Source organism: Streptomyces sp. NPDC004732 (assembly GCF_040609235.1).
Lineage (GTDB): Bacteria > Actinomycetota > Actinomycetes > Streptomycetales > Streptomycetaceae > Streptomyces.
The window spans coordinates 14,384-35,718 of sequence record NZ_JBEXJR010000015.1 but is presented as its reverse complement, the minus strand read 5'-3'; the positions used below and the strand labels follow the sequence as shown (position 1 = coordinate 35,718).

The window sequence follows — 21,335 nt, the reverse complement described above, 5'->3', positions numbered from 1 at the left end:
AGATCTGAGCCCCTCTTCGCTACCTTGAGTGTGGCGACGCTCACACACTGTTGTCGGAAGCCTCGCTGTCGACGCATTCCCCCACCCTGCTCGCCCGCAGAAGCGCACCGCCCGATCCAACACCCCGTGCCGGACGGGGAGTTGTTCGCGAGGAGCGGTAGGCCACTGCGGTCGGGCCACGTGGGGCCGGTCATCCAACAGTCGAAACAGCGACCCTCAACGCCATGGAGGCGTCTCATGGGCGTACCCGCGCATGACCTCACGTCGGACACCTACACCCTGTTCACCCCCGGCAACGCCCACTCCGCCAAGATCTGCCGCGACTTCGTACAACGCACCTTGGAAACCCTCGGCCTCGGTCACCTCGGGGACGCCGCCGCCCTCTGCACCTCCGAACTGGTGACCAACGTGCACCAGCACACGAAGAGCGACGTCCATCTGAGAGCCGCCGTCGCCACCACCCACGTACGCATCGCCGTGTACGACGGCGGCGACCGACTGCCCACGCCGCGCAGGCCCGATGCGGACCAGGAGAGTGGACGGGGGCTCTTCCTCGTGACCGCACTGTCGGACGTGTGCGGAGTGACGCCCGCGAGCGCGGGCAAAGGAGTGTGGTTTCAGCTCAATCGATGAGCGGGCCGTAGACGGGTACGTCGATGTGGGCGGGCATGCTGTCCAGGCCCACCGCCACGGCGGGGACCGTCAGCTCCGTCAGGCTCGGGTGGTGGGCCAGGGCGGAGACGTCGATGGGGGCGTGCCGGTCCGGGCTGCTCTCGGGATGGTCCAGCAGGAACAGGCGCTTGAGTCCGGGCGCGACCGTGCAGAGTCGGGAGGCCAGGTCCCCCCAGGAGTCGTCGGGAGTGAGCTGCAGGTCGACCAGGCCGGGCAGGGTCAGCCCCGGCGGGATGGTCATGAGGGAGCGCGACGGCAGGTTCAGGGCGGTGAGCCCCGGCAGGGTCGCGAACACCTCCCAGTCCCTCGACGTCACCGGATGGTCGTGGCTGAAGGCCACCCGCGCCAGCTTCGGCCAGCGGGCCAGGCTCGGCAGGTCGGTCAGAGCGGCGCGGGAGTCCACCAGGCCGAGGAACGTCAGGGGAGCCTCGGCGGGGAACGGCGCCAGGCTCCACGGCTCCTGCGCGCCGAAGACACTGAGCCCGTCCAGGCGGCCCAGGGCGGCCAGCGCCTCGGCCGTCAGGAGGCTCGGCGGGAACCTGTTGAGCAGCAGGAAGGTGGGTTCGCAGGCCGCTATGAAGCGGGCGGCGACGTCGGGGCTGAGCCCCGGTCTGATGTCCAGCCGCCGCGGGCGCAGACCGAGCCGTTCGAGCTCGGTCACCTGTTCGTCGGTGCGGAGGGTGAAGTTGATGCCGTGCCCGTCGAGCCGGGCGATGACCTGCTCCGCGTACGGACGGCAGGCGTGGCGGTGCCACCCCCACATCAGCTGGCTACGTACGCCGGGACCGCTGTGCCCGGCGAACCGGGCGAGAAAGGGGATCGTGGCGTCCGAGTCCACGTGCGTCGCGGTGACGGCCACCTGCTGGGCCTCGTCGTCGGAGAGGCCGTCGGGCCCCGGCAGCAGGTCGAGCACCATCGCCCCGACCTTCGCCAGCGCCCGTGCGTCCGCCGCGCTCCGCGGCGGAATCAGCGCCGCCGTGCGCCGCTCCACCTCCTCCCGCACCGCCGGGTCCAGCTCCGCCGCGTGTTCCAGGCAGGCGGCCGCCAGGAGGTGGATCCGCTTGCGGGCCCGGTCCTGCGGGTGGTGGTCCCCGTGCGTGAGCAGGTCGCCGAGGATCTCCGCCCGTTCACGCGGCCGCGCCTGCGCCACCGCCATGCGGATGACGTCCTCCCACTGGTCGTCCGCCGCATGCTCGACCAGGACCCCGAAGTCGCCCGCGTCGACCGCGGCCCGCGCGCCCAGGAAGTCCTGGAACGTGCGGTGGACGAAGTCGACGGTGCCGGGGCCCGGCTCGCGCAGGAGGCCGCTGCGGTGCAGGAAGTGGGTGTAGACGGCCCCCGCGTCGCCGAGCCCGGCCAGCTCGGGCACCGCGGGGAGCACGTCCGCGACGATGGACTCCGCCCGCGAACGGTCCATTTCCGTACGGCCGTTGCGGATCAGCCAGTACGCGAGCCGCTGCAGGAGCTGCACCTGCGGCTCCTCCCGCAACTCCGGCACGGCCATGTGGCGTTCGCGGTCGCGGCGGACCAGGAGCATGGAGAGGGCAGCGGTGTAGAGGTCCTTGCGGCCCATCGGCAGGAAGCCCCGCCGGTCCCGGTGGAGGGCGCAGATCAGGCCGCACATGAGCGGGTTGGTGGCGAGGCGGCCCAGATCCGGCTTCGACCGCACGGCCTCCAGAAGCTGCTCCTCGTACCCGGCGAGCGCGGCGTCCTCCTCCGCGACGCCGGTGGTCGCCGCGGTGTGCCAGCGCTCGATGAACGCCGCCACCTCAGCCTTCCCCATCGGGGAGAGCGTCAGCTCGGTGAAGCCCTCCTCGGTGAGCCAGTCCTCGCGCACGGCCGACGGGCGCGACGTCACCAGCCAGCGGTTGCCGGGAAACGCGTCGATCAGGTCGCTCAGCCAGGCCCGGGTCCGGTCGCGCTCGGCGTCCGGTATCTCGTCGATGCCGTCGATCAGGACCAGGGCGCGGCCCGCCGTCAGGACGCGGGCCTCCCACCCCTGCGGCTGCGTGCCCGCGAGCGGGCAGCCGGTCGAGGCGAGGAAGTCCGGGGGAGCGGGCAGCCGCTCGCCGTGGCGGGTGAGGGTGCGCAGGGGGAGTACGTAGGGGACGCGGTCGTCCAGGTACGCCATCGGACGGTGCGCCGCGGTGGAATCCGGTCCCGCCGCGTCCCGGCGGGTCGCGCTCACCGCCAGCCACTGCACGAGCGTGGTCTTGCCGGAGCCCGCCTCGCCCCGGAGGAGGACCCGGTCGTGGGTGGCGAGGGCTTGGTCCGCGGGGAGCGGGGGCGTGTGCTCGACGACCTCCACCTCTTCCGGGTGGTGCTCCGCCCCCGACGGGTAGCGGACGGTCCCGACGCGTCCGGGCGGCTCCGCCTCCAGCGACATGTAGGCGGCGTCCAGCGGCCACTTCCCCGGGGAGCGCGACAGGTCGATGCCGAAGATCGTCAGCTTGGCGTGCTTCTTCGCGACGTACGCGAGATAGCGCCGCTCGAAGGCGAGGTCCTGCGCCCCGGCGACCGGCCTGCGGGCGATCAGCTCGTCGACCTTCGCGATCAGCTCGTCCTGGCTCCGGCTCTGCGCGACCAGCGTCGCCGCGACGAACGTGGAGCGCTGCGTGAAGAACTGCAGGATGTGCAGGCACGCCCACTCGGTGACCGAGTCGAGGTAGAGGGCGGCGTCCTGGGACAGCTCGGCGGCGAGGGGCGGCCCGCTGCCCGCCGCGCCGCGCACGAGTTCGCGGGCCAGCTCCCGGTGGCCGAGGCGGACGGCCTGGACGTCGTCCATGTCGAGGTCCCCGAGCGAGAGCAGCACCCGGGCCAGGGCGTCGGTGACGGCCAGGGCCTCGTCCGGCGGGAAGGTGCGCTCGCCGGGAGCGGCCAGGGACGCCGCCACCAGCCGCTCCGCGAGGCGCCGCACGTCCCGCCTGCCCAGCGTGCGCTGCTCGCCCCGGAACGACACCAGGGAGGACAGCCGCACCGGCTTCGCCACCAGGCCCGCGCCGGGGCCCTCCCGTACGAACAGCCTTTTGACCAGGGGGGCGACGGCGCTCGACGCCAGGCGGGTGCCGATGACCGCGGGATCCATGGGCGTGAGCGTAGTGGGGGTCACATTCGCGGCGGGGTGGATCTCGGGGGCCGGTGACATGCCGCACAGGCCTTTTGTCCGGTACTAGGCGGAATAGTGGATGCGATGGGATCGCCGGTCGGGACCTTCGGCCCGCAACCTCCGGGACCTTGGGCGCGTCCGGCCGCGGCGGGTGCGGCCCTGGTGGGGGTGCGGGTCGGGAGCGGCTCCGACGTGCGGCTAAACGCGCGCGAGGAGAGGAAACCCCGTTACCGGACTGTGGGGTAATTGTCCGGATTTGGCGGTGTCAAGCGGACTAAATCCCCGTCTCCCGCTACGGCTTTGGGTAGTAGATGGGCGTTTTGGGTGGCGGCGGGGGTGGGGGTTACCAAGGGATGACCGACCCGGCGAAGCGCGGTCGGCGGGTGATCCACCCGCCCCGCCTGCCGGGTCCGTTCATGCCCCCCTCGGTCGTCGCGTCAGGCGTCACCGCAGTCGTCATCGCAGTCGTCACACCCCGGAGGACATCCCCATGTCGAAGCGCACCAAGTCCCACCGTCCCGGCCCGTCGTTCTTCCGCACCCGCGTGGCCGTCGTCGCCGCGGGCGTCGGAGTGTCGACGGTCCTCGGCGCGGGGGTCTCGGTCGCCGCGGGGGACGCCAAGAGCGGTGGGGCGCTGCCCGGCGTCGCCGTGAACTCCGTCCAGGCGCAGGCCGACGCACAGGCCAAGAAGGCCGCGGACGTCAAGAAGGCCGTCGCCGCGAAGGCTGCCTCCTGGGTCGACCCGGTCAAGAACTACACGCTCTCCGCGAGCTTCGGCCTCGGCGGCACCATGTGGTCCCACAAGCACTCGGGCCAGGACTTCGCCGTGCCGGTCGGCACCTCGGTCGGTGCCGTGCACGGCGGCACCGTCGTCAAGGCGGGACCGAACGGCGCCGGTGACGGTCCCGCGTACGGCAACGCCGTCGTGATCAAGCACAGCAACGGCACCTTCTCCCAGTACGCGCACCTCTCGCAGGTCGACGTCCGGGTGGGCCAGGCCGTGGGCACCGGCCAGCGCATCGCCCTCTCCGGCAACACCGGGAACTCCAGCGGTCCGCACCTGCACTTCGAGATCCGTACGGCGCCGAACTACGGCACGGCCGTGGACCCGGTCAAGTTCCTCGCGTCGGTGGGCGTGAAGATCTGACACACGCCCCGTAACCGCTCAGGCGCCCGTGTGCGCCCGTGTCACCAGATCGATGGCGACCTCCAGGATGGCCTTGCGCTTCTCCTCGGGGTCGCCTTCGACGTCCTTGAGCACGAACATCCCGCCGTGCATGGTGAACAGCGCGCTGAAGCAGCGCACCTGGTCGGACATCGGCGCGTCCGGATCCTTGAGGATCTCGTAGATCCCGAGCATGCGGTCCTTGAAGCTCTCGCCGGTCTTCAGGTCGCGCATCGTCGCCTGGTTCTCCTGCATGAAGCGGAAGAGGGGCGCCGCGTGGATGAGGATCTCGCTGTACCGGGTCAGGGTCAGCTGCTTGGTCTCCAGGGAGACCGGCCGCGGCTGCTCGTGGCCCCAGGCGATCAGCTCGTCGATGGGCCTGGTGAGGTCATCGAAGATGCTGGTCAGGATGTCTTCCTTGGTCTTGAAGTGGTAGTAGAGCGCCGCCTTCGTGACCTCCAGGCGCTCGGAGATCTCCCGCAGCGACGTCTTCTCGTACCCCTGCTCGGCGAAGAGTTCGAGGGCTACGTCCTGGATCCGTTGGCGCGTGTTCCCGCGGCGCTGCTGCTTGCTCGTGCCTGTGCCCGTGCCCATCGGGGTGCTCCTCGGCTCCACTGAACTTCGAATGAACTTACTTGACGCCCGGCTAGTTAGGGGTCTACCTTCCCCAGTGTAATCAGCTAGCCGGGCGGCAAGTAAGTATCGGGGTGCTCGGCAGAGTACGGGGAGTGGGACACATGCCAGAGAAATCGACCGGGGCGGTCGCGGGGGCCGGGGCGACCGGTGCGGCCGCGCAGCTCGAGAAGGGCGAGCCGCAGCCGCGCAGCGTGCGTGTCGTGCTGATGGCCCTGATGATCGCGATGCTGCTCGCGATGCTCGACAACATGATCGTGGGCCCCGCGATGCCGACGATCGTCGGCGACCTCGGCGGCATGGAGCACCTGTCGTGGGTGGTGACCGCCTACACCCTGGCGACCGCCGCCTCCACCCCCATCTGGGGCAAGCTCGGCGACATGTACGGGCGCAAGGGCTCCTTCCTCACCGCCATAGTCATCTTCCTCGCCGGTTCCGCACTGAGCGGCATGGCGCAGGACATGGGACAGCTCATCGGCTTCCGGGCCATCCAGGGCCTCGGCGCGGGCGGACTGATGGTCGGCGTCATGGCGATCATCGGTGACCTGGTGCCCCCGCGGGACCGCGGCAAGTACATGGGCATGATGACCGGCGTCATGGCGGTCGCGATGATCGGCGGCCCGCTGGTCGGCGGCTCCATCACCGACCACCTGGGCTGGCGCTGGGCCTTCTACATCAACCTGCCGCTGGGCGCCGTCGCCCTCGCCATGGTGACCTCCGTCCTGCACCTGCCCAAGAAGAAGGCGAAGGGGCGCATCGACTACCTCGGCGCGATCCTGCTCACCGTGGGCATCAGCGCGCTCGTGCTCGTCACCACCTGGGGCGGTTCGGAGTACGCCTGGGGCTCGGCCGTGATCATGGAGCTCATCGGCATCGGCGTCGCCTCGCTCATCGGCTTCCTCTTCGTACAGAAGAAGGCCGCCGAACCGATTCTGCCGCTGCACATCTTCAGCAACCTCAACTTCTCGCTGATGGCCGTGATCGGCTTCATCACCGGCTTCGTGATGTTCGGCGCGATGCTCTTCCTGCCGCTCTTCCAGCAGTCGGTGCAGGGCGCGTCCGCGACCAACTCCGGTCTGCTGCTGCTGCCGATGCTGCTCTCGATGATGGCCGTCTCGATGGTCGCGGGCCGCGTCACCACCTCCACCGGCAAGTACCGCCTCTTCCCGATCGTCGGCACCGTACTGATGGGCACCGGCTTCTACCTGCTGTCGCAGATGGACACCGGCACCTCGCGCCTCACCTCGGGCCTGTACATGGCGGTGCTCGGCGCAGGCATGGGCTTCCTGATGCAGATCACCATGCTGGTCGCGCAGAACAGCGTCGAGATGAAGGACATGGGCGTCGCCTCGTCCTCGGCCACGCTCTTCCGTACGCTCGGCTCCTCCTTCGGCGTCGCGATCATGGGCGCGCTCTTCAACAACCGCGTCCACGACGTGATGGCCGAGCGCGCCGGATCGATGGGCGGCAAGGTCACCGAGACGTCGGCGCAACTGGACGCGGAAAGCCTGAAGAAGCTGCCCGATGCCATCGCCGCCGCCTACAAGCACGCGGTGTCGGCCGGTACGCACTCGGCCTTCCTGCTCGGCGCCGCCATCAGCGTGGTGGCCCTGCTCGCCTCCTTCTTCGTGAAGGAGGTCCCGCTGCGCGGCTCGGGCCCCGCGGACAAGCCTGCCGGGGACGCGGAAGGGGACTCCGCGCGGGCGGCCGGGCAGACGGTGGCGGAACCCGTCTGATCTCCACCGCCCGCCCCTCGGCGGACAACGGCCCCCGGCGCGCAGTGCGCCGGGGGCCGTTCCCTGTCCACATCCGCGTACGGAGATGTCAGAGGTTGTCCGGCAGCTTCAGCACCGGATAGCTGCCCGTGTTCGTGGGCGCGTGCTCCGGCAGCCACAGCACCGCGACCGCGCCCTCGGAAGGCACATCGGGAGCCGCGCCCGCGGGGCGTACGTTGCGGAAGGTGAGCCGCGCGCCGAGCACCCGCGCCTGGCCCGCCGCGATCGTCAGACCGAGGCCGTGCCCGTGCCCCGCGCGGTCGGTGCTGCCCGTGCGGAAGCGGCTCGGACCCTCGTCGAGGAGCGCCTCGGGGAAGCCGGGGCCGTGGTCGCGGACCCGGACCACCCGGCCCTCGACGCTGACCTCGATGGGCGGCTTGCCGTGCTTGGCCGCGTTGGCGACGAGATTGCCGAGGATGCGCTCCAGACGGCGCGGGTCGGTGGTGACCTCCGACTCGTGCACCACCGTCACCCGCACGTCCGTGCTCAGGACGGCCATGCGCCGGGACACGAACTCGCCGAGGGTGATGTCCTGCAGCTCCGCGCGCTCGGCGGCGGAGTCGAGGCGCGCCACTTCGAGCACGTCCTCGACGAGCGTGCGCATCGCCTGCGCGCGGTCCCTGACGAGCTCGGTCGGCCGTCCCGGCGGCAGCAGCTCGGCCGCCGTGAGCAGCCCGGTCACCGGCGTGCGCAGCTCGTGCGCGATGTCCGCGGTCACCCGGCGCTCGGCCTCCAGGCGCTGCTTGAGTGCGTCGGCCATGGCGTCCACGGCGCTCGCCACGTCGTCGGTCTCGTCCCGTACGACACCGCCGATCGCCTCACGGACGCTGACGTCCGTCTGGCCCTGGGCGACCTCGCTCGCCGCCGTCGCCGCCTTGCGCAGGCGCCGCGACAGCTGCCCGCCGATCAGCACGCCCAGCGCGCAGCCGCCGAAGACGACCGCGATCGAACCGATGACGAGGGCCTGGTCGAGGTCCTTCATGACGGTGGCGCTGCGGTCGGTGAAACGGGAGTGCAGCGACAGGACGTGGCCGTCCGCGAGCGGCACGGCGGCCCAGATGTCGGGCACGCCGTCGGGCTTCTCCTCGACGTACGTGGCGCGGCGGCCGGTGAGGACCTTCTGCCGCAGCTCCTGCGGCAGCTCGGGGTCGTCGACCTTCGTGCCGAACTGCAGCGTCTGCCGCTGGGACGCGGAGGAGTACAGGCGCAGCGCGAACTGGATGCGCTCGTCCTGCACGTCGCGCGCGTTGTCGAGCATCGAGACCCGCGCGGCGTTGTGCACGACCAGGCTCAGGGCGATCGCGACCAGCGCCCCGACCAGGGCGATCGCCGCGGCGATCTTCCAGCGCACGCCCGTGCGCACGTGCAGGCCCGCGCGCAGGCGCCCGCCGGACCGGAACACCTCGCGGACCCGCTCGACCGCCCTGCGCCCCCCGTTCATATGCGTCGTCCCCTGAATCCCCCGGTCGCCCGGCGTCCGCTCTGTTCTCTTCTCGGCACGGGTCCCGCTCACGCCTTGAGCTTGTAACCGAAGCCGCGGACCGTCTCGATGCGGTCCTGGCCCACCTTCGTGCGCAGCCGCTGCACATGGACGTCGACGACGCGGGTGTCACCGCCCCAGCCGTAGTCCCACACCCGCTCCAGGAGCTTGTCGCGGGAGAGGACCGTGCCGGGGGCGGAGGAGAATTCCAGCAGCAGGCGCATCTCGGTCGGCGTCAGTGCCACCGGGGCGTCGCCCCTGCGCACCTCCATGCCGACCGTGTCGATCTCCAGGTCGCCGAAGTTCAGCACCCCGCCGTCCTCCGCGCCGCTCTCGTCCTGGCCGGACCCGGCCGAGCCGGGACCGCTCGCGTGCCCGAAGCGGCGCAGGACGGCGCGGATGCGGGCGACCAGGACGGCGCCGTCGAACGGCTTCGTCACGTAGTCGTCGGCGCCCGCCTCCAGGCCGAGCACGACGTCGATGGAGTCGGCACGGGCCGACAGCATGATCACCGGGACGGTCGACTCGTCACGGATGCGGCGGCACAGCGAGACGCCGTCCAGGCCCGGCACCATCACGTCGAGCAGGGCGATGTCCGGCCGGTCGGCGCGGAACGCCTCCAGGCCCGCGAGACCGTCCGGCATGGCGGTCACGGCGAAACCGTCGCGCTCCAGGGCGAGCTGGGTGGCCTCACGGATGACGTCGTCGTCCTCGACGAACAGGACGTGGGTCTGCTCTGCCATCGGGTGCTCTCAGTCCTTCTCGGTGCGTAGGGCGTTCGGGCGTCGGGGTGTCGGTGTCCGGCGGGCGGACCGCGGGACAGGTCAGTCCGTGGACGGCTCGGTCGGCCCCACCGCGTTGCCGAAGTCGTTGCGCGTGCGCCCCGACTCCGTGAAGCGGTTCGTCGACCAGCGGTACGTGATCACTTCCTCGCCGGAGGGATAGGCCACCGAGTCGCCCGACTCGTACAGCTGCTTCGTCACGACCAGGGCGCCCCGGTCGATCTCGGCGTAGACGGAGGCGGGCTCCTCGGCCTGGAAGACATTCTCGTACTTATCGCCCTGAGCGCGATAGACGTAACTGCCGATCCCCACGGCATCACCGCACGTCAGCACGTTCACCACAACATCCGATGCCGATCCGCCGGTCAGGTTCCCGTACGAGACGTCCACCGGGTAGGCCTTCCCCACGCACGGCTTCAGATCCCGCTTGATCGCCGTACTGACCTTCGGGTCCTCCTTGACGAGCCGCACCGCGTCGATCTTCTTCGTCGGCACGGAGGCCGAGGGCGAAGGGGACGGCGCCGTGGACGCCACGGGCTCACTGCTGGCAGGGCCCTCGTCGCGCGCGCCGGAACCGCCCGTCGAGCAGGCGGAGAGCAAAAGGCCGAGGGCGGCGAACGTGGCCACCGCCGCGCTCGCCGCCTTTACGCCGTGTCTGACCCGAGGGCCTAGGCCGCGCAACTCTCCCGCTCCTCACGTTCGAGCGCGCGGGCGTCCAGGTCACGGCTCTCCAGCTCCTGGCGGAGCCTGGCGAGCGCCCGGTGCAGCGTGCTCTTGACCGTTCCGGCCGACATGCCGAGGGCGGCGGCCGTCTCCTCTGTGGACATCTGCTCCCAGTGTCGCAGCACGACCACGCTGCGCTGCTTGGGTGCGAGCACCTTCATGATGTCCATCAGCAGCGCGCGGTCCGCGTGCTGCTCGGTGGAGTCTTCCACGCTCGCGTCGGGCAACTGCTCGGTGGGCACCTCTTCGAGCTTGCGGGCGCGCCACCACTCCGTACGGGTGTTGATCATGACGCGGCGCAGGTAGGCGTCCGCGAGCCGCTTGTCGGCTATGCCGTCCCAGCGGCCGTACGTCCGCACGAGCGCGGTCTGCAGCAGGTCCTGGGCGTCGACGGGGTCCGGGACCAGGCGCCGGGCACTGCGCAGCAGAGCATCCTGCCGAGTGCGGACGTACTCTTCGAACTCGAGCACCTCGCCGTGCGCCATATCAAACCGCCTCCGTTCCGTCCCCATTGCCGACCGCGGTCCTTGCTGTGCGGTACAGGTATGAAGCTACGGAGGCCTTGTCACGGGGTTGTGCGGAGCAGCCAGCGGCGGACGCACGGCTGTACGTAGGTTGTGTAACAGAAGTAGGCCCCGAGTAAATCCCTGCGTTTACCAGGGCCTCGGGGGCCCCTGCCATCGGGTCGAAGGCGGGCAGGTCAGGGAAAGCCGGTCAGGTCAAGAGAAAGCCGGTCACGTCAGGGGCAGCCGGTACAAACCGTCCGGCAGCGGCTCCACGAGCCCGTCAGCGACCAGCCCGTCCAGCGCGCGGGCCCGCTGCACGGGCTCGTCCCACACCCGGTCGAGCGCTGCCTGCGGCACGGGCGCCACGGCCTCCCGGAGCACCGCGAGCAGCTTGCCCCGCACCTGCCGGTCCGTCCCCGCGTACGTCTGCCCGCGGCGGGCCGGACCCTCGTGCGCGGGCTTCCCCGCCGCGCGCCAGGCGCACTGCCCGGCGATCGGGCACTTGGCGCAGTTCTCGCTCTTCGCCGTGCAGACCAGGGCGCCGAGCTCCATGGAGGCGGCCGCCCAGCGGGACGCGGTCTCCTCGTCCTCGGGCAGCAGGGCACGGGCGAGCTTGCGCTCGGCGGCGGTCGTGGCGTTCGGCGGGTACTGCACGCCGGTCACGGCCCGCGCGAAGACCCGGCGCACGTTCGTGTCGAGCACGGCGTGCCGCTGCCCGTACGCGAACGAGGCCACGGCGGCGGCCGTGTACTCCCCGATGCCGGGCAGCGCGAGCAGCTGGGCGTGCTGCCTCGGTACGTCGCCGCCGTGCCGCTCCGTTATGGCGACGGCGGCGCCGTGCAGCCGCAGGGCGCGGCGCGGATAGCCGAGCCGTCCCCAGGCGCGGACGGCCTCACCGGGCGCCTCCTTGGCGAGGTCGGCGGGACGGGGCCAGCGGGCCAGCCACTGCTCGTACACGGGCAGCACGCGGCTGACGGGCGTCTGCTGGAGCATGAACTCGCTGACCATCACGCCCCACGGCCCGGCGTCCTCATGACGCCACGGCAGATCACGGGCATGCGTGTCGAACCACGCGATGACGGGACGGTGCAGGGACTCGCCTGCGGGCTCGGGGGCGTCCCCGGGGACGGGGCTGTTCGGCAGGGGCTTCGTGGGCGCAGTCATGGCACACCCGATCCTGCCACGCCGTCGCCGGGCCACGGGCCAACCGCGCGGCTCGCTTCACCGGTTTCCCCGGCGCGGGGGGCCCGGGGGTGGGCGATGACCTGACGATCGGCAGGGGTGGGGGGTGGTGGGGGGTTAGTAGCGTCGGGGGAGTGGTTCGGGGGCGGCGGAGGGCGTGGCTCGGGGGGCGGGGCAGGGGTGTGGCTCGGGGGATGGCGGAGGGTGCGGCTCGGGGAGTGGGTCAGCGAGTGGCTCGGGGGCGGGTCAGCGAGTGGCTCGGGGTGCGGGTCAAGGTGTGGCTTGGGGTGCGGTGGAGGACGTGGCTCGGGGGGGCAGGGTGTGGCTCGGGGGATGGCGGAGGGGGCGGGTCAGCGAGTGGCTTGGGGCGCGGATCAAGGTGTGGCTCGGGGTGCGGATCAAGGTGGGGCTCGGAGGGTGACTCAGCGCGCGGTGAAGGGGGCGAAGAGGGGAGTGGTGAGGCTCAAGGAGGGCGTGCCGCTGTGGGCGGCGCTCGCCGTGCCCGTCGTGGCCGTGGACCGGCTGGGCCTGAACGAACCCCTCTCCGTGGCGCAGCAGCTCACCGGCCTGACGGTCCTCGCCGTCGCCGTGGCCCTCTGCCGGGCCCGTCCCCTCCCCGCCTTCCTCCTCGCCGCCGCCCTCGGCGTCGCCACCGCCCCCTCCCTCTTCACCCTCGCCTACGGCCCGGCGTTCGCCGTCTTCGCGCTGCTCCTCGGCCGCCGCGCGGACCGCGCGAGGACCGCCCTCCTGGGCTTCGGGGGCATCGCCGTCGTCGGCACGGTCAAGATCGCCGTGCGCGACGTCGACCCGGCCGTCGAGTGGTCCGTCCTCATGGCGACGCTCGTGTTCGGCGCGGTCTTCCCCTGGCTCGCGGGCCGCTACTGGCGCCAGGGCCGCGAACTGGCCGCTGCGGGCTGGGCCCGCGCCGACCAGCTGGAGCGCGAGCAGCGCATCGTCGCCGACCGCGCCAGGCTGCGCGAGCGGGCCCGCATCGCCCAGGACATGCACGACTCCCTGGGGCACGAGCTGAGCCTGATCGCCGTACGGGCAGGGGCCCTCCAGGTCGCCCCCGACCTGCCGGATCCGCACCGCGGAGCCGCCGCCGACCTCCGCGAGGCCGCCTCGCAGGCCACGGACCGGCTGCACGCGATCATCGGCCTGCTCCGCGAGGAGGGCGACGAGCAGGCGCCGCTGGCCCCGGCGGGCGAGAGCGTCGCGGCACTCGTCGCGCGCGCCACGGAGTCGGGGCTCCGCATCACGTACGCGGATGACGGGCCCCGCCCCGACGCGCAGAGTGATCCGGCGCGTCGTGAGTTGACCGAGCTGACCGAGTCGGCTGAGTTGACCGAGGGGACCGTCCACCGTGTCGTCCAGGAGGCCCTCACCAACGCCGCGAAGCACGCGCCGGGCGCCCACGTCACCGTCACGGTCGCGCGGGACGGCTCCGCGACGGCGGTGACCGTCACCAACGGCCGTGTCGACGCCCATATCGACGGCCATGTCGACGGCCGCACCGACGAGGCAGGCGCCGGGCCCGCGACCCCGTCCCACGGCGGCTCCGGCCTGCGCACCCTGCACGCCCGCCTCACCGACCTCGGCGGCACGCTCGAAGCGGGCCCGTACGGCCACGGCTTCCGGGTCACCGCCCGCCTCCCGCACCGGGGCGTCGCCTCCCTGCCGCCCGCGCCCGCCGGAGCCCGCCTCGCCCACGCCCGCCGCCGCACCGCCCTGGCCTTCGGCGCCGCCGTCACCGCGGGAGTGCTGCTCGTCGGCGGCACCTTCGCCTGGTACGCGTACTCCCGGACGCACTCCGTCCTCGCCCCCGCCGACTACGCGCGCCTGCGCGTCGGTGAGCCACGCGCCGAGGCCGAGCGCGTCCTGCCGGACCGGACCGTCGCCGACCCGCCGCTCGAACGCGCGCCGACTCCGCCGCCACCGGGCGCCGACTGCGCGTACTACCGGGCGAGCGGCGAGCTCTTCACCGCCGTCGCGCACTTCAGGCTCTGCTTCGGCGGCGGAGAGCAGGGCCGCCTCGTGGACAAGGCGGTCATCCCCACGGCGAGCGAGGCCGACAAGAAGCGGAACAAAGACCTACAGAAGACGGAGCGCATGCGATGAACGAGCCGCGATCGAGGGACGGCGCCGCCCCCGCCATCCGTGTGCTGCTGGCCGACGACGAGGCCATGATCCGGGCCGGGGTGCGGGCCATTCTCGGCGCGGGGCGGGACATCGAGGTGGTCGCGGAGGCCGGTGACGGACGCGAGGCCGTGTCCCTGGCGCAGGCCCACCGGCCGGACGTGGTGCTGCTCGACATCCGCATGCCCCTCCTGGACGGCCTCGCCGCGGGGGAGGAGATCGCGCGGACGGTGCCCGGCACGGCGGTGGCGATGCTGACGACGTTCTCCGAGGACGCGTACATCGCGCGGGCCCTGAGCGGCGGAGCCACCGGCTTCCTGCTGAAGTCCGGCGACCCGCACGAACTCATCGCGGGCGTACGGGCGGTGGCAGGCGGCGCCGCCTTCCTCTCGCCCAAGGTCGCCCGGCACGTCATCGACGGCTTCGGTGCCCGGCGCATGGACCGCGCCGCCACCGCCCGCACCCGCGTCGGGGCCCTCACCCCGCGCGAACGCGAGGTGCTCGGCCTGGTCGGCGCGGGCCTGTCCAACCCGGAGATCGCCGCGCGCCTGCACCTCGTGGAAGGCACGGTCAAGGCGTATGTGAGCGCGGTCCTCGACCGGCTCGGGGTCAAGAACCGCGTTCAGGCGGCGATCGTCGCGTACGAGGCGGGGCTCGTCCCGGAGACGGACTGACTCTGCTGAGGGGGGATCAGTAGGGCCGCTGCGTGTCGTCCCGGCGGATCGTCATGGTCGGCGGGTCGTACGCGGCGGGGTCGTACGCCGGGGGCTGAGGTGCCGGGGGCTGCGGCGCCGGGGCCTGGGCGGGCGCGGGGACCTGGGCGCGGCCCCGTCCCCGGCCGGGACCCGGGCCCGCGAACCACTTCACGACGCCCGTCGAAGACCCGCGCATCGCCAGCGTGATCCGTGCCACCGGACGCGTGGTGACCCGTACGAGCAGGAACACGATCACCGCGCCGAAGACGAGACCCACCGCCACGTCGTGCGGGTAGTGCACGCCGACGAAGACCCGCGAGAAGGCCATGAGCACGGCCATCGGCACGGTCAGCGCCGCGATGCGCGGCCAGGCGAGCGCGAGGCCGACGGCGGCGGCGCCCGCGATCGCCGAGTGGTTGCTGGGGAAGGACCAGTCGCCGTGCGGCGGGCACTCGACGAGTGGCGTCAGCGCGCCGGACACCGCCCGGCAGGGCCGCTCCTCGTCGATCACGGACTTGAGCAACTCGCTGCACACATAGGCCACCGCCGTGGCGAGTGGAGCGAGCACCGCGACCGCCAGGGCGCGCGGGTCGCCGCGCCTGGCCCGCCACCAGGCGACGATGAAGAGCACACCGAAGAGCAGCAGTCCGAGCTCCGTCCACACCTCGGCGAGGTGCTGGAACCACGATGGCGTGTCGTGGGCGAAGTCGGTGATATCGCGGTAGAGATCGTCGGTCATGGTGTCCATGATTACGGACGGTACGGAGTACGACCGAATCGTCACATCTGGCGATCGTCCGGTCACGCACCTGTCGATGGACAGGGGGCGGAGGGGCGTCCCGGGATGATGATCCGGAAACTTTGTCGCCGAAGGCGGCGGGTGGGGCGGGAGAAGCACCGGATCTCTCGTAAGGTTTGGGCGTGGGATCTCTGCGCAATCCGGTCGGGCCGCTTCCCTCCACCATTTACTGGCGTCGGAGGGCCGTTCTGCTGTCCCTACTCGGCCTACTGCTGCTCCTGGTCGTCTGGGTCGTCACCTCTGGTGGCGGGGGCGGCGGCAACAACGCGGACGGGCCCGGCGGCAACGGCCCGGCGACGTCCATCACGCCAGGACCCTCCGGGTCCGGCCCCGCGATCAGCCAACACCCGGGCGGCCGGGACGAGTCGAGCGAGGGCTCGGGCTCCGGCTCGGGCGGTTCCGGCGGTTCGGGTTCCGGCGGTTCGGGCGGCTCGGGCTCCGGCGGTGGTTCCGGTGGCGGCGGCTCCGAGGACGGCGCGAAGGGCGGCGGTGGCTCGGGCGACCGCCTTCCGGCCGGTACGCGACTGCCCAACTGCACCAGCGGCGACGTGAAGTTGAAGGTCCGCAGCATCGAGAACCGGTACGCGATCGACGAGAAGCCGAAGTTCGAGCTGATCGCCGAGAACAGCGGCGGCAAGGCCTGCAAGCTCGACCTCGGCGGCAAGGGCACGGTGCTGACGATCACTCAGGCCGAGGGTGACGACGAGTTCTGGTCCTCGGCCGACTGCCCCGACGGCAGCGGAAGCCTGCTGCTGCGGGTGCCTGCGGAGGGGCGGATCACGCACTCGGTGCAGTGGGACCGGCGGGCCAGCGAGCCCCAGTGCGCCACGCCTTCGGCGGGATCGGCCGCCCCGGGCACGTACCTGGTCGAGGCCAAGGCCCCCGGCCTCGGCACGGCCCAGGCGTCCTTCGTCCTGGAGAAGGACTGACGCTCGGGGCCGGGCGCGGCGTTCAGGTCGGACGTGGCGAGCTAGGTCAGACGTACCGTTCGAGGATCGAGGACTCCGCAAGGCGTGACAGGCCCTCGCGGACGCTGCGGGCCCGGGCCTCGCCGACGCCGTCCACCGTCTGCAGGTCGTCCACGCTGGCGGCGAGCAGCTTCTGCAGGCCGCCGAAGTGCTCGACGAGGCGGTCGATGATCGCTCCGGGGAGCCGGGGGACCTTGGCGAGGAGACGGAAGCCCCGCGGGGAGACCGCGGAGTCCAGCGCCTCGGGGGAGCCCGTGTAACCCAGGGCGCGCGCCACCGTGGGGAGTTCGAGGAGCTCCGCGTGCGTGAGGGAGTCCAGCTCGGCCAGCGCCTCGTCGACCGTGCGCGACCGCTTGGCCGTGGGCTCGGGAACGTAGTCCCGCACGACCAGCTCGCGCTCGGGCTCGACGCCCGCGATCAACTCGTCCAGCTGGAGGGCGAGGAGACGCCCGTCCGTGCCGAGCTCCACCACGTACTCGGCGATCTCCGTGGCGATGCGGCGCACCATTTCGAGGCGCTGGGCGACGGCGGTGACGTCCCGCACGGTCACCAGGTCCTCGATCTCCAGCGCGGAGAGCGTGCCCGCGACCTCGTCGAGGCGGAGCTTGTACCGCTCCAGGGTGGCGAGTGCCTGGTTGGCCCGGGACAGGATCGCCGCCGAGTCCTCCAGGACGCGCCGCTGCCCGTCCACGTACAGCGCGATCAGCCGCATCGACTGGGACACCGAGACGACGGGGAAGCCGACCTGCTTGCTCACCCGGTCCGCCGTGCGGTGCCGGGTGCCTGTCTCCTCCGTGGGGATCGTCGGATCCGGCACGAGCTGCACACCGGCCCGCAGGATCTTGGTGATGTCCTTGTCCAGGACGATGCCGCCGTCGAGCTTGCACAGCTCGCGCAGGCGCGTCGCCGTGAACTCGACGTCCAGGATGAATCCGCCGGTGCACATCGACTCGACGGTCTTGTCCCAGCCGAGGACGATCAGTCCGCCGGTGTTGCCGCGGAGGATGCGCTCCAGGCCGTCGCGCAGTGCCATCCCGGGCGCGACGGCGCTCAGGGAGGCGCGCATCAGCCCATCGGCACCGGAGCCCGAACCCGGCTTGCCGGGAACCGCTGCCCGGTCGTTGGCTGCCACTGCACTCCCTCGGTCGCAGGTTCTCCAGGTCTTCGCCGCCACCCTGCTTCGTACGGATGGGCGAGACCAGGGCAAAGTCTACCGGCGCTCTTCCTCCTCCCGTGGGGCCTCTCGGCTACGCGACCTCGGAAGGACACGGAGGGCGTCCCCCATGTCGGCGACTTCGATGACCTTCATACCGGCCGGGATCTTCCCCGGATCGGCCGGCACGAGGGCGTGGGTGAAGCCCAGACGGTGGGCCTCGGACAGTCTGCGCTGGACGCCGGTGACCCGTCTGACCTCGCCCGCCAGGCCCACTTCGCCGATCGCGACGAGATTCTTCGGCAGGGGAGTGTCACTGGCGGCGCTGGCCAGGGCGAGGGCGACGGCGAGGTCCGCGGCGGGCTCGGAGAGCTTCACGCCGCCGACCGTCGCGCTGTAGATGTCGCGCTTGCCGAGGGCGGTGATCCTGCCGCGCTGCTCCAGGACGGCCAGCATCATCGAGACGCGGGAGGTCTCCAGGCCGGATGTGGTGCGGCGGGGGCTCGGGATCTGTGAGTCGACGGTGAGCGCCTGGACCTCGGCCACCAGGGGGCGGCGGCCTTCGAGGGTGACGGTCAGACAGGTGCCGGGGACGGGCTCGTCGCGGCGGGTGAGGAAGAGGCCGCTGGGGTCGGCGAGTCCGGTGATGCCCTCGTCGTGCAGTTCGAAGCAGCCGACCTCGTCCGTCGCGCCGTACCGGTTCTTGACGCCTCGGACGAGGCGCAGGCGCGCGTGCCGGTCGCCCTCGAACTGGAGGACCACGTCGACGAGGTGCTCCAGGAGGCGGGGGCCCGCGATGGCGCCGTCCTTGGTGACGTGTCCGACGAGGAGCGTGGCCATGCCGCGCTCCTTGGAGGCGCGGATCAGGGCGCCCGCGACCTCGCGGACCTGCGCCATGCCGCCGGGCGCCCCGTCGATCTCGGGCGAGGCGACCGTCTGGACCGAGTCGAGGATCAGGAGGGAGGGCTTGACCGCGTCCAAGTGGCCGAGGACGGCGGCGAGATCGGTCTCGGCCGCCAGATACAGGTGGTCGTTGATGGCGCCGATGCGGTCGGCGCGCAGCCGGACCTGGCTCGCCGACTCCTCACCCGTCACATAGAGCGTGCGGTGCTCGTCGCTCGCCGCCTTCGCCGCGACGTCCAGGAGGAGGGTGGACTTGCCGACGCCGGGCTCGCCCGCGAGCAGCGCCACGGCGCCGGGGACCAGACCGCCGCCGAGCACGCGGTCCAGCTCGGGCACGCCGGTGGAGCGCGCGGTGGCCTGGCGCACGTCGACCTGGGCGATCGGGACGGCGGACGAGGTGACGCGGCCGGGGGCGGTCGTGCGGACCGCGGGCGCGCCGTACTCCTCGACCGTCCCCCAGGCCTGGCACTCTGGGCAGCGGCCGAGCCACTTGGCCGTCTGCCAGCCGCACTCGGTGCAGCGGTAGGACGGGCGTTGCTTCCCGGTGTTCCCGGATTTCGTACGGGCAGCCATGGTCGAAACCGTAGCCGAGCCCACTGACAGCGCCGTCCCGTTCGCATCTCGTAGGCCGCGTGTGCGAACCAAGACCGCGGAATCCGATATTCCTGTCCCCTTTTGAGGGATCTGTTCACCCGTAAGGATTAAATGTGCTCAAGAGGGCGGAAGTGGCCTGCATCATCCGCCTAACTTCGCACGGGTGATGAGCAGCAGGCCGGAATCTCCCACGAACACAACCGGCGCACACCGGGCGCACCGTGATGCGCGCAAGCGCGTGGTGCCCCGCCCGGCGCCCCGGACCATGCCTCCCGCGCGGTACGAACCGTGTCTGGACGGCCTGTTCACGTACTGCCTGTCCGTGCTCTGCGATCACGACGCGGCGACCGCGGCCCTGGGGGACGTGCTCCACCACGCCGAGCGCCGCGGCGCCCGCGGCCCCGAGACCGAGACCGAGCTGAAGACCTGGCTCTACGCCCTCGCCCGCTGGGTCTGCCTGCGCCGACTGGCCGAGGCCAAGCGCAACAAGGAGGGCGGACGGCATGCGCACGGCGCGGGCAAGACCCCTTCCAAGACCCCTTCCAAGGCCCCGGCCAAGACCCCGGCCAAGCCCTCCGGGCCGTCCGGGCAGCAATCGGATAGCCCGGCGGACGCATCGCAGGAAGCCTCCGAAGAGACCGAGCGGCAGCGCCGCCGCGAGCTGGCCCAGCTCGCCTGGCCGGAAGCCGCGGGCACGACCCCCGAGCAGCGCGAGGCCCTCGAGCTGGCCGTCCGCCACCAGCTCACCCCCGCCCAGGCCGCCGCCGTCCTCGGCATGGACCTCACCAAGGCCCGCGGCCTGCTCGCCTCCGCCGCCTGCGAGGTGGAGCGCACCCGCGCCGCCCTCGCCGTCGTGGAGACCGGCAGCTGCCCCATCGTGGCCCGCCTCACCGGCGACAGCCAGCTGCTGCTCGGCACCGCCCTGCGCCGCGAGCTCGTCCGGCACGTCGACGACTGCCCGCGCTGCCGCCGCACCGCCGAGCGCGCCGGTGCCGGCGCCTGGCCCGGCACGGCCGTGAGCCCGGCCGCGCTCCCCGTCGTAGAGGCCCCGCGGCCCGCCCTCCACATGGCGATGGCGCACATCCCACGCGCGCGTGGCGGCGGCCCCCGCTACGACAGGCGCGGTTTCCCGATGGACCCCAAGGACCACGCCGCCCGCCGCGACCGCTTCCGCGCGCGTGCCGTCACGACGACCGTCGTCGCCACCGTGGTGGCCGCCCCGGTGCTCGCCCTCTGGGCCGCCTACCGAGGAGCGCCGTTCACCGGCGAGGGCCAGGACGGCCGTTCGGTCACCGCGAGCGAGGACGGCGGCGCCGGAGGCCTCGGCAGCGACCGCTCCCAGGACGGGTACGAGAACGCGGGCAACGCCCGCAAGGGCCCCGAGCCCCGCTTCACCAAGGGCAGCCACTCACCCGACGTCTCCGTGGAGGTCATCAGCGGCGGGTCCCCGTCCCACTCGTCGACGGGCCCGGGCCGCCTCACCGTCGAGGCCCAGCCCAGCGGCGACACGACACTCATCACGCTGACGGCGTCCGGTGGCGCACCGGTGCACTGGTCGGCGAGCGAGAGCGCGTCCTGGCTCTATCTGAGCCGCTCGTCGGGGACGCTCGCGCCGGGGCAGTCCATCACCATCCAGGTGTACGTCGACCACACCCGCGAGCCCGCGGGGCACTGGAGCGCACGGGTCTCCCTCGCGCCCTCGGGCGCGGTCATCGCGATCGACGGGTACGGGGACGGGCGGCCGCCGACCCATCCCGGTCCGGGCCCGGGGCCCTCGGACCCCGGCCCGTCCGATCCAGGACCCTCGGATCCGGGCCCGTCCGATCCAGGACCCTCCGACCCGGGGCCCTCGGACCCAGGTCCCTCGGATCCTGGTCCGTCCGATCCCGGGCCCTCGGACCCGGGCCCGTCCGATCCGACGCCCACCCCGTCGGACCCGGGGCCGAGCGACTCGTCACCGCCACCGAGCGACGGGGGCGGGGAGCCGAGCCCGAGCTAGGGCCTGTCGTCAAACTCCTGTCTGCTCCGCGACGTCCGGCACGCGCTCTCGCCGCACCGGGTGA

At 72.2% G+C, this 21,335-nt stretch carries 17 protein-coding genes; 7 read left to right on the top strand and 10 right to left on the bottom strand.

Features of this window, described 5'->3' with window-relative positions; genetic code table 11:
• Positions 1–237: 237 nt before the first annotated feature.
• Positions 238–633, top strand: a complete 396-nt coding sequence (locus tag ABZV77_RS35095) for an ATP-binding protein (protein ID WP_356266087.1) — start codon at positions 238–240, stop codon at positions 631–633.
• On the opposite strand, the gene ABZV77_RS35090 is transcribed toward ABZV77_RS35095, so the two are convergent.
• Positions 623–3,757: an NACHT domain-containing protein gene (locus tag ABZV77_RS35090; protein WP_356266084.1), complete on the bottom strand. Its 3,135-nt coding sequence runs from the start codon at positions 3,755–3,757 to the stop codon at positions 623–625. The genes ABZV77_RS35095 and ABZV77_RS35090 overlap by 11 nt on opposite strands.
• Before the next feature lie 511 nt (positions 3,758–4,268).
• Here ABZV77_RS35090 and ABZV77_RS35085 point away from each other — a divergent pair.
• A complete protein-coding gene (locus tag ABZV77_RS35085; RefSeq protein WP_356266081.1) occupies positions 4,269–4,925 on the top strand; it encodes a M23 family metallopeptidase in 657 nt (218 codons plus the stop codon).
• Between the two features lie 18 nt (positions 4,926–4,943).
• Here the strand turns inward: ABZV77_RS35085 and ABZV77_RS35080 are convergent, their stop codons facing one another.
• Complete coding sequence (locus ABZV77_RS35080) at positions 4,944–5,537, bottom strand: TetR/AcrR family transcriptional regulator (protein WP_055567868.1); 594 nt, start codon at positions 5,535–5,537, stop codon at positions 4,944–4,946.
• A 143-nt stretch (positions 5,538–5,680) separates the two neighbouring features.
• Between ABZV77_RS35080 and ABZV77_RS35075 the strand changes: the two genes are divergently transcribed.
• Positions 5,681–7,312: an MDR family MFS transporter gene (locus ABZV77_RS35075; protein WP_356266078.1), complete on the top strand. Its 1,632-nt coding sequence runs from the start codon at positions 5,681–5,683 to the stop codon at positions 7,310–7,312.
• Between the two features lie 88 nt (positions 7,313–7,400).
• On the opposite strand, the gene cseC is transcribed toward ABZV77_RS35075, so the two are convergent.
• The 5 genes from cseC to ABZV77_RS35050 form a co-directional block, all read right to left on the bottom strand.
• Positions 7,401–8,792 (bottom strand): two-component system sensor histidine kinase CseC, encoded by a 1,392-nt coding sequence (cseC, locus tag ABZV77_RS35070; RefSeq protein ID WP_356266075.1) that lies wholly within the window; start codon positions 8,790–8,792, stop codon positions 7,401–7,403.
• Positions 8,793–8,860: 68 nt separating this feature from the next.
• Complete coding sequence (gene cseB / locus ABZV77_RS35065; protein ID WP_356266072.1) at positions 8,861–9,574, bottom strand: two-component system response regulator CseB; 714 nt, start codon at positions 9,572–9,574, stop codon at positions 8,861–8,863.
• Between the two features lie 81 nt (positions 9,575–9,655).
• Entirely contained in the window at positions 9,656–10,240 is a 585-nt protein-coding gene (locus ABZV77_RS35060) for a hypothetical protein (RefSeq protein ID WP_356266069.1), read from the bottom strand.
• A gap of 41 nt (positions 10,241–10,281) precedes the next feature.
• On the bottom strand, positions 10,282–10,821 hold the full coding sequence (locus tag ABZV77_RS35055; RefSeq protein ID WP_055567865.1) for a SigE family RNA polymerase sigma factor: 540 nt from the start codon (positions 10,819–10,821) through the stop codon (positions 10,282–10,284).
• 249 nt (positions 10,822–11,070) lie between these two features.
• Entirely contained in the window at positions 11,071–12,006 is a 936-nt protein-coding gene (locus ABZV77_RS35050) for an A/G-specific adenine glycosylase (protein ID WP_356266066.1), read from the bottom strand.
• Positions 12,007–12,480: 474 nt separating this feature from the next.
• On the opposite strand from ABZV77_RS35050, the gene ABZV77_RS35045 reads away from it, so the two are divergent.
• Together ABZV77_RS35045 and ABZV77_RS35040 are read left to right on the top strand one after the other, a co-directional pair.
• Positions 12,481–14,142, top strand: a complete 1,662-nt coding sequence (locus ABZV77_RS35045) for a histidine kinase (protein WP_356266063.1) — start codon at positions 12,481–12,483, stop codon at positions 14,140–14,142.
• Positions 14,139–14,834: a response regulator transcription factor gene (locus ABZV77_RS35040; RefSeq protein ID WP_356266060.1), complete on the top strand. Its 696-nt coding sequence runs from the start codon at positions 14,139–14,141 to the stop codon at positions 14,832–14,834. Before ABZV77_RS35045 ends, ABZV77_RS35040 begins: the two co-directional genes overlap by 4 nt.
• Before the next feature lie 16 nt (positions 14,835–14,850).
• Here ABZV77_RS35040 and ABZV77_RS35035 read toward each other — a convergent pair whose 3' ends face one another.
• Positions 14,851–15,603, bottom strand: coding sequence for a phosphatase PAP2 family protein (locus ABZV77_RS35035; RefSeq protein WP_356266057.1), 753 nt, complete (start codon positions 15,601–15,603; stop codon positions 14,851–14,853).
• A gap of 173 nt (positions 15,604–15,776) precedes the next feature.
• On the opposite strand from ABZV77_RS35035, the gene ABZV77_RS35030 reads away from it, so the two are divergent.
• Positions 15,777–16,583 carry a hypothetical protein gene (locus ABZV77_RS35030; RefSeq protein WP_356266054.1) on the top strand — a complete coding sequence of 269 codons (807 nt, stop codon included), beginning with the start codon at positions 15,777–15,779 and terminating at the stop codon, positions 16,581–16,583.
• Positions 16,584–16,629: 46 nt separating this feature from the next.
• Here ABZV77_RS35030 and disA read toward each other — a convergent pair whose 3' ends face one another.
• Together disA and radA are read right to left on the bottom strand one after the other, a co-directional pair.
• Complete coding sequence (gene disA, locus ABZV77_RS35025) at positions 16,630–17,754, bottom strand: DNA integrity scanning diadenylate cyclase DisA (RefSeq protein WP_055565640.1); 1,125 nt, start codon at positions 17,752–17,754, stop codon at positions 16,630–16,632.
• Positions 17,755–17,832: 78 nt separating this feature from the next.
• Positions 17,833–19,251: a DNA repair protein RadA gene (gene radA, locus ABZV77_RS35020; protein ID WP_356266051.1), complete on the bottom strand. Its 1,419-nt coding sequence runs from the start codon at positions 19,249–19,251 to the stop codon at positions 17,833–17,835.
• A gap of 184 nt (positions 19,252–19,435) precedes the next feature.
• Between radA and ABZV77_RS35015 the strand changes: the two genes are divergently transcribed.
• Complete coding sequence (locus ABZV77_RS35015; protein ID WP_356266048.1) at positions 19,436–21,271, top strand: hypothetical protein; 1,836 nt, start codon at positions 19,436–19,438, stop codon at positions 21,269–21,271.
• Positions 21,272–21,335: the final 64 nt, after the last annotated feature.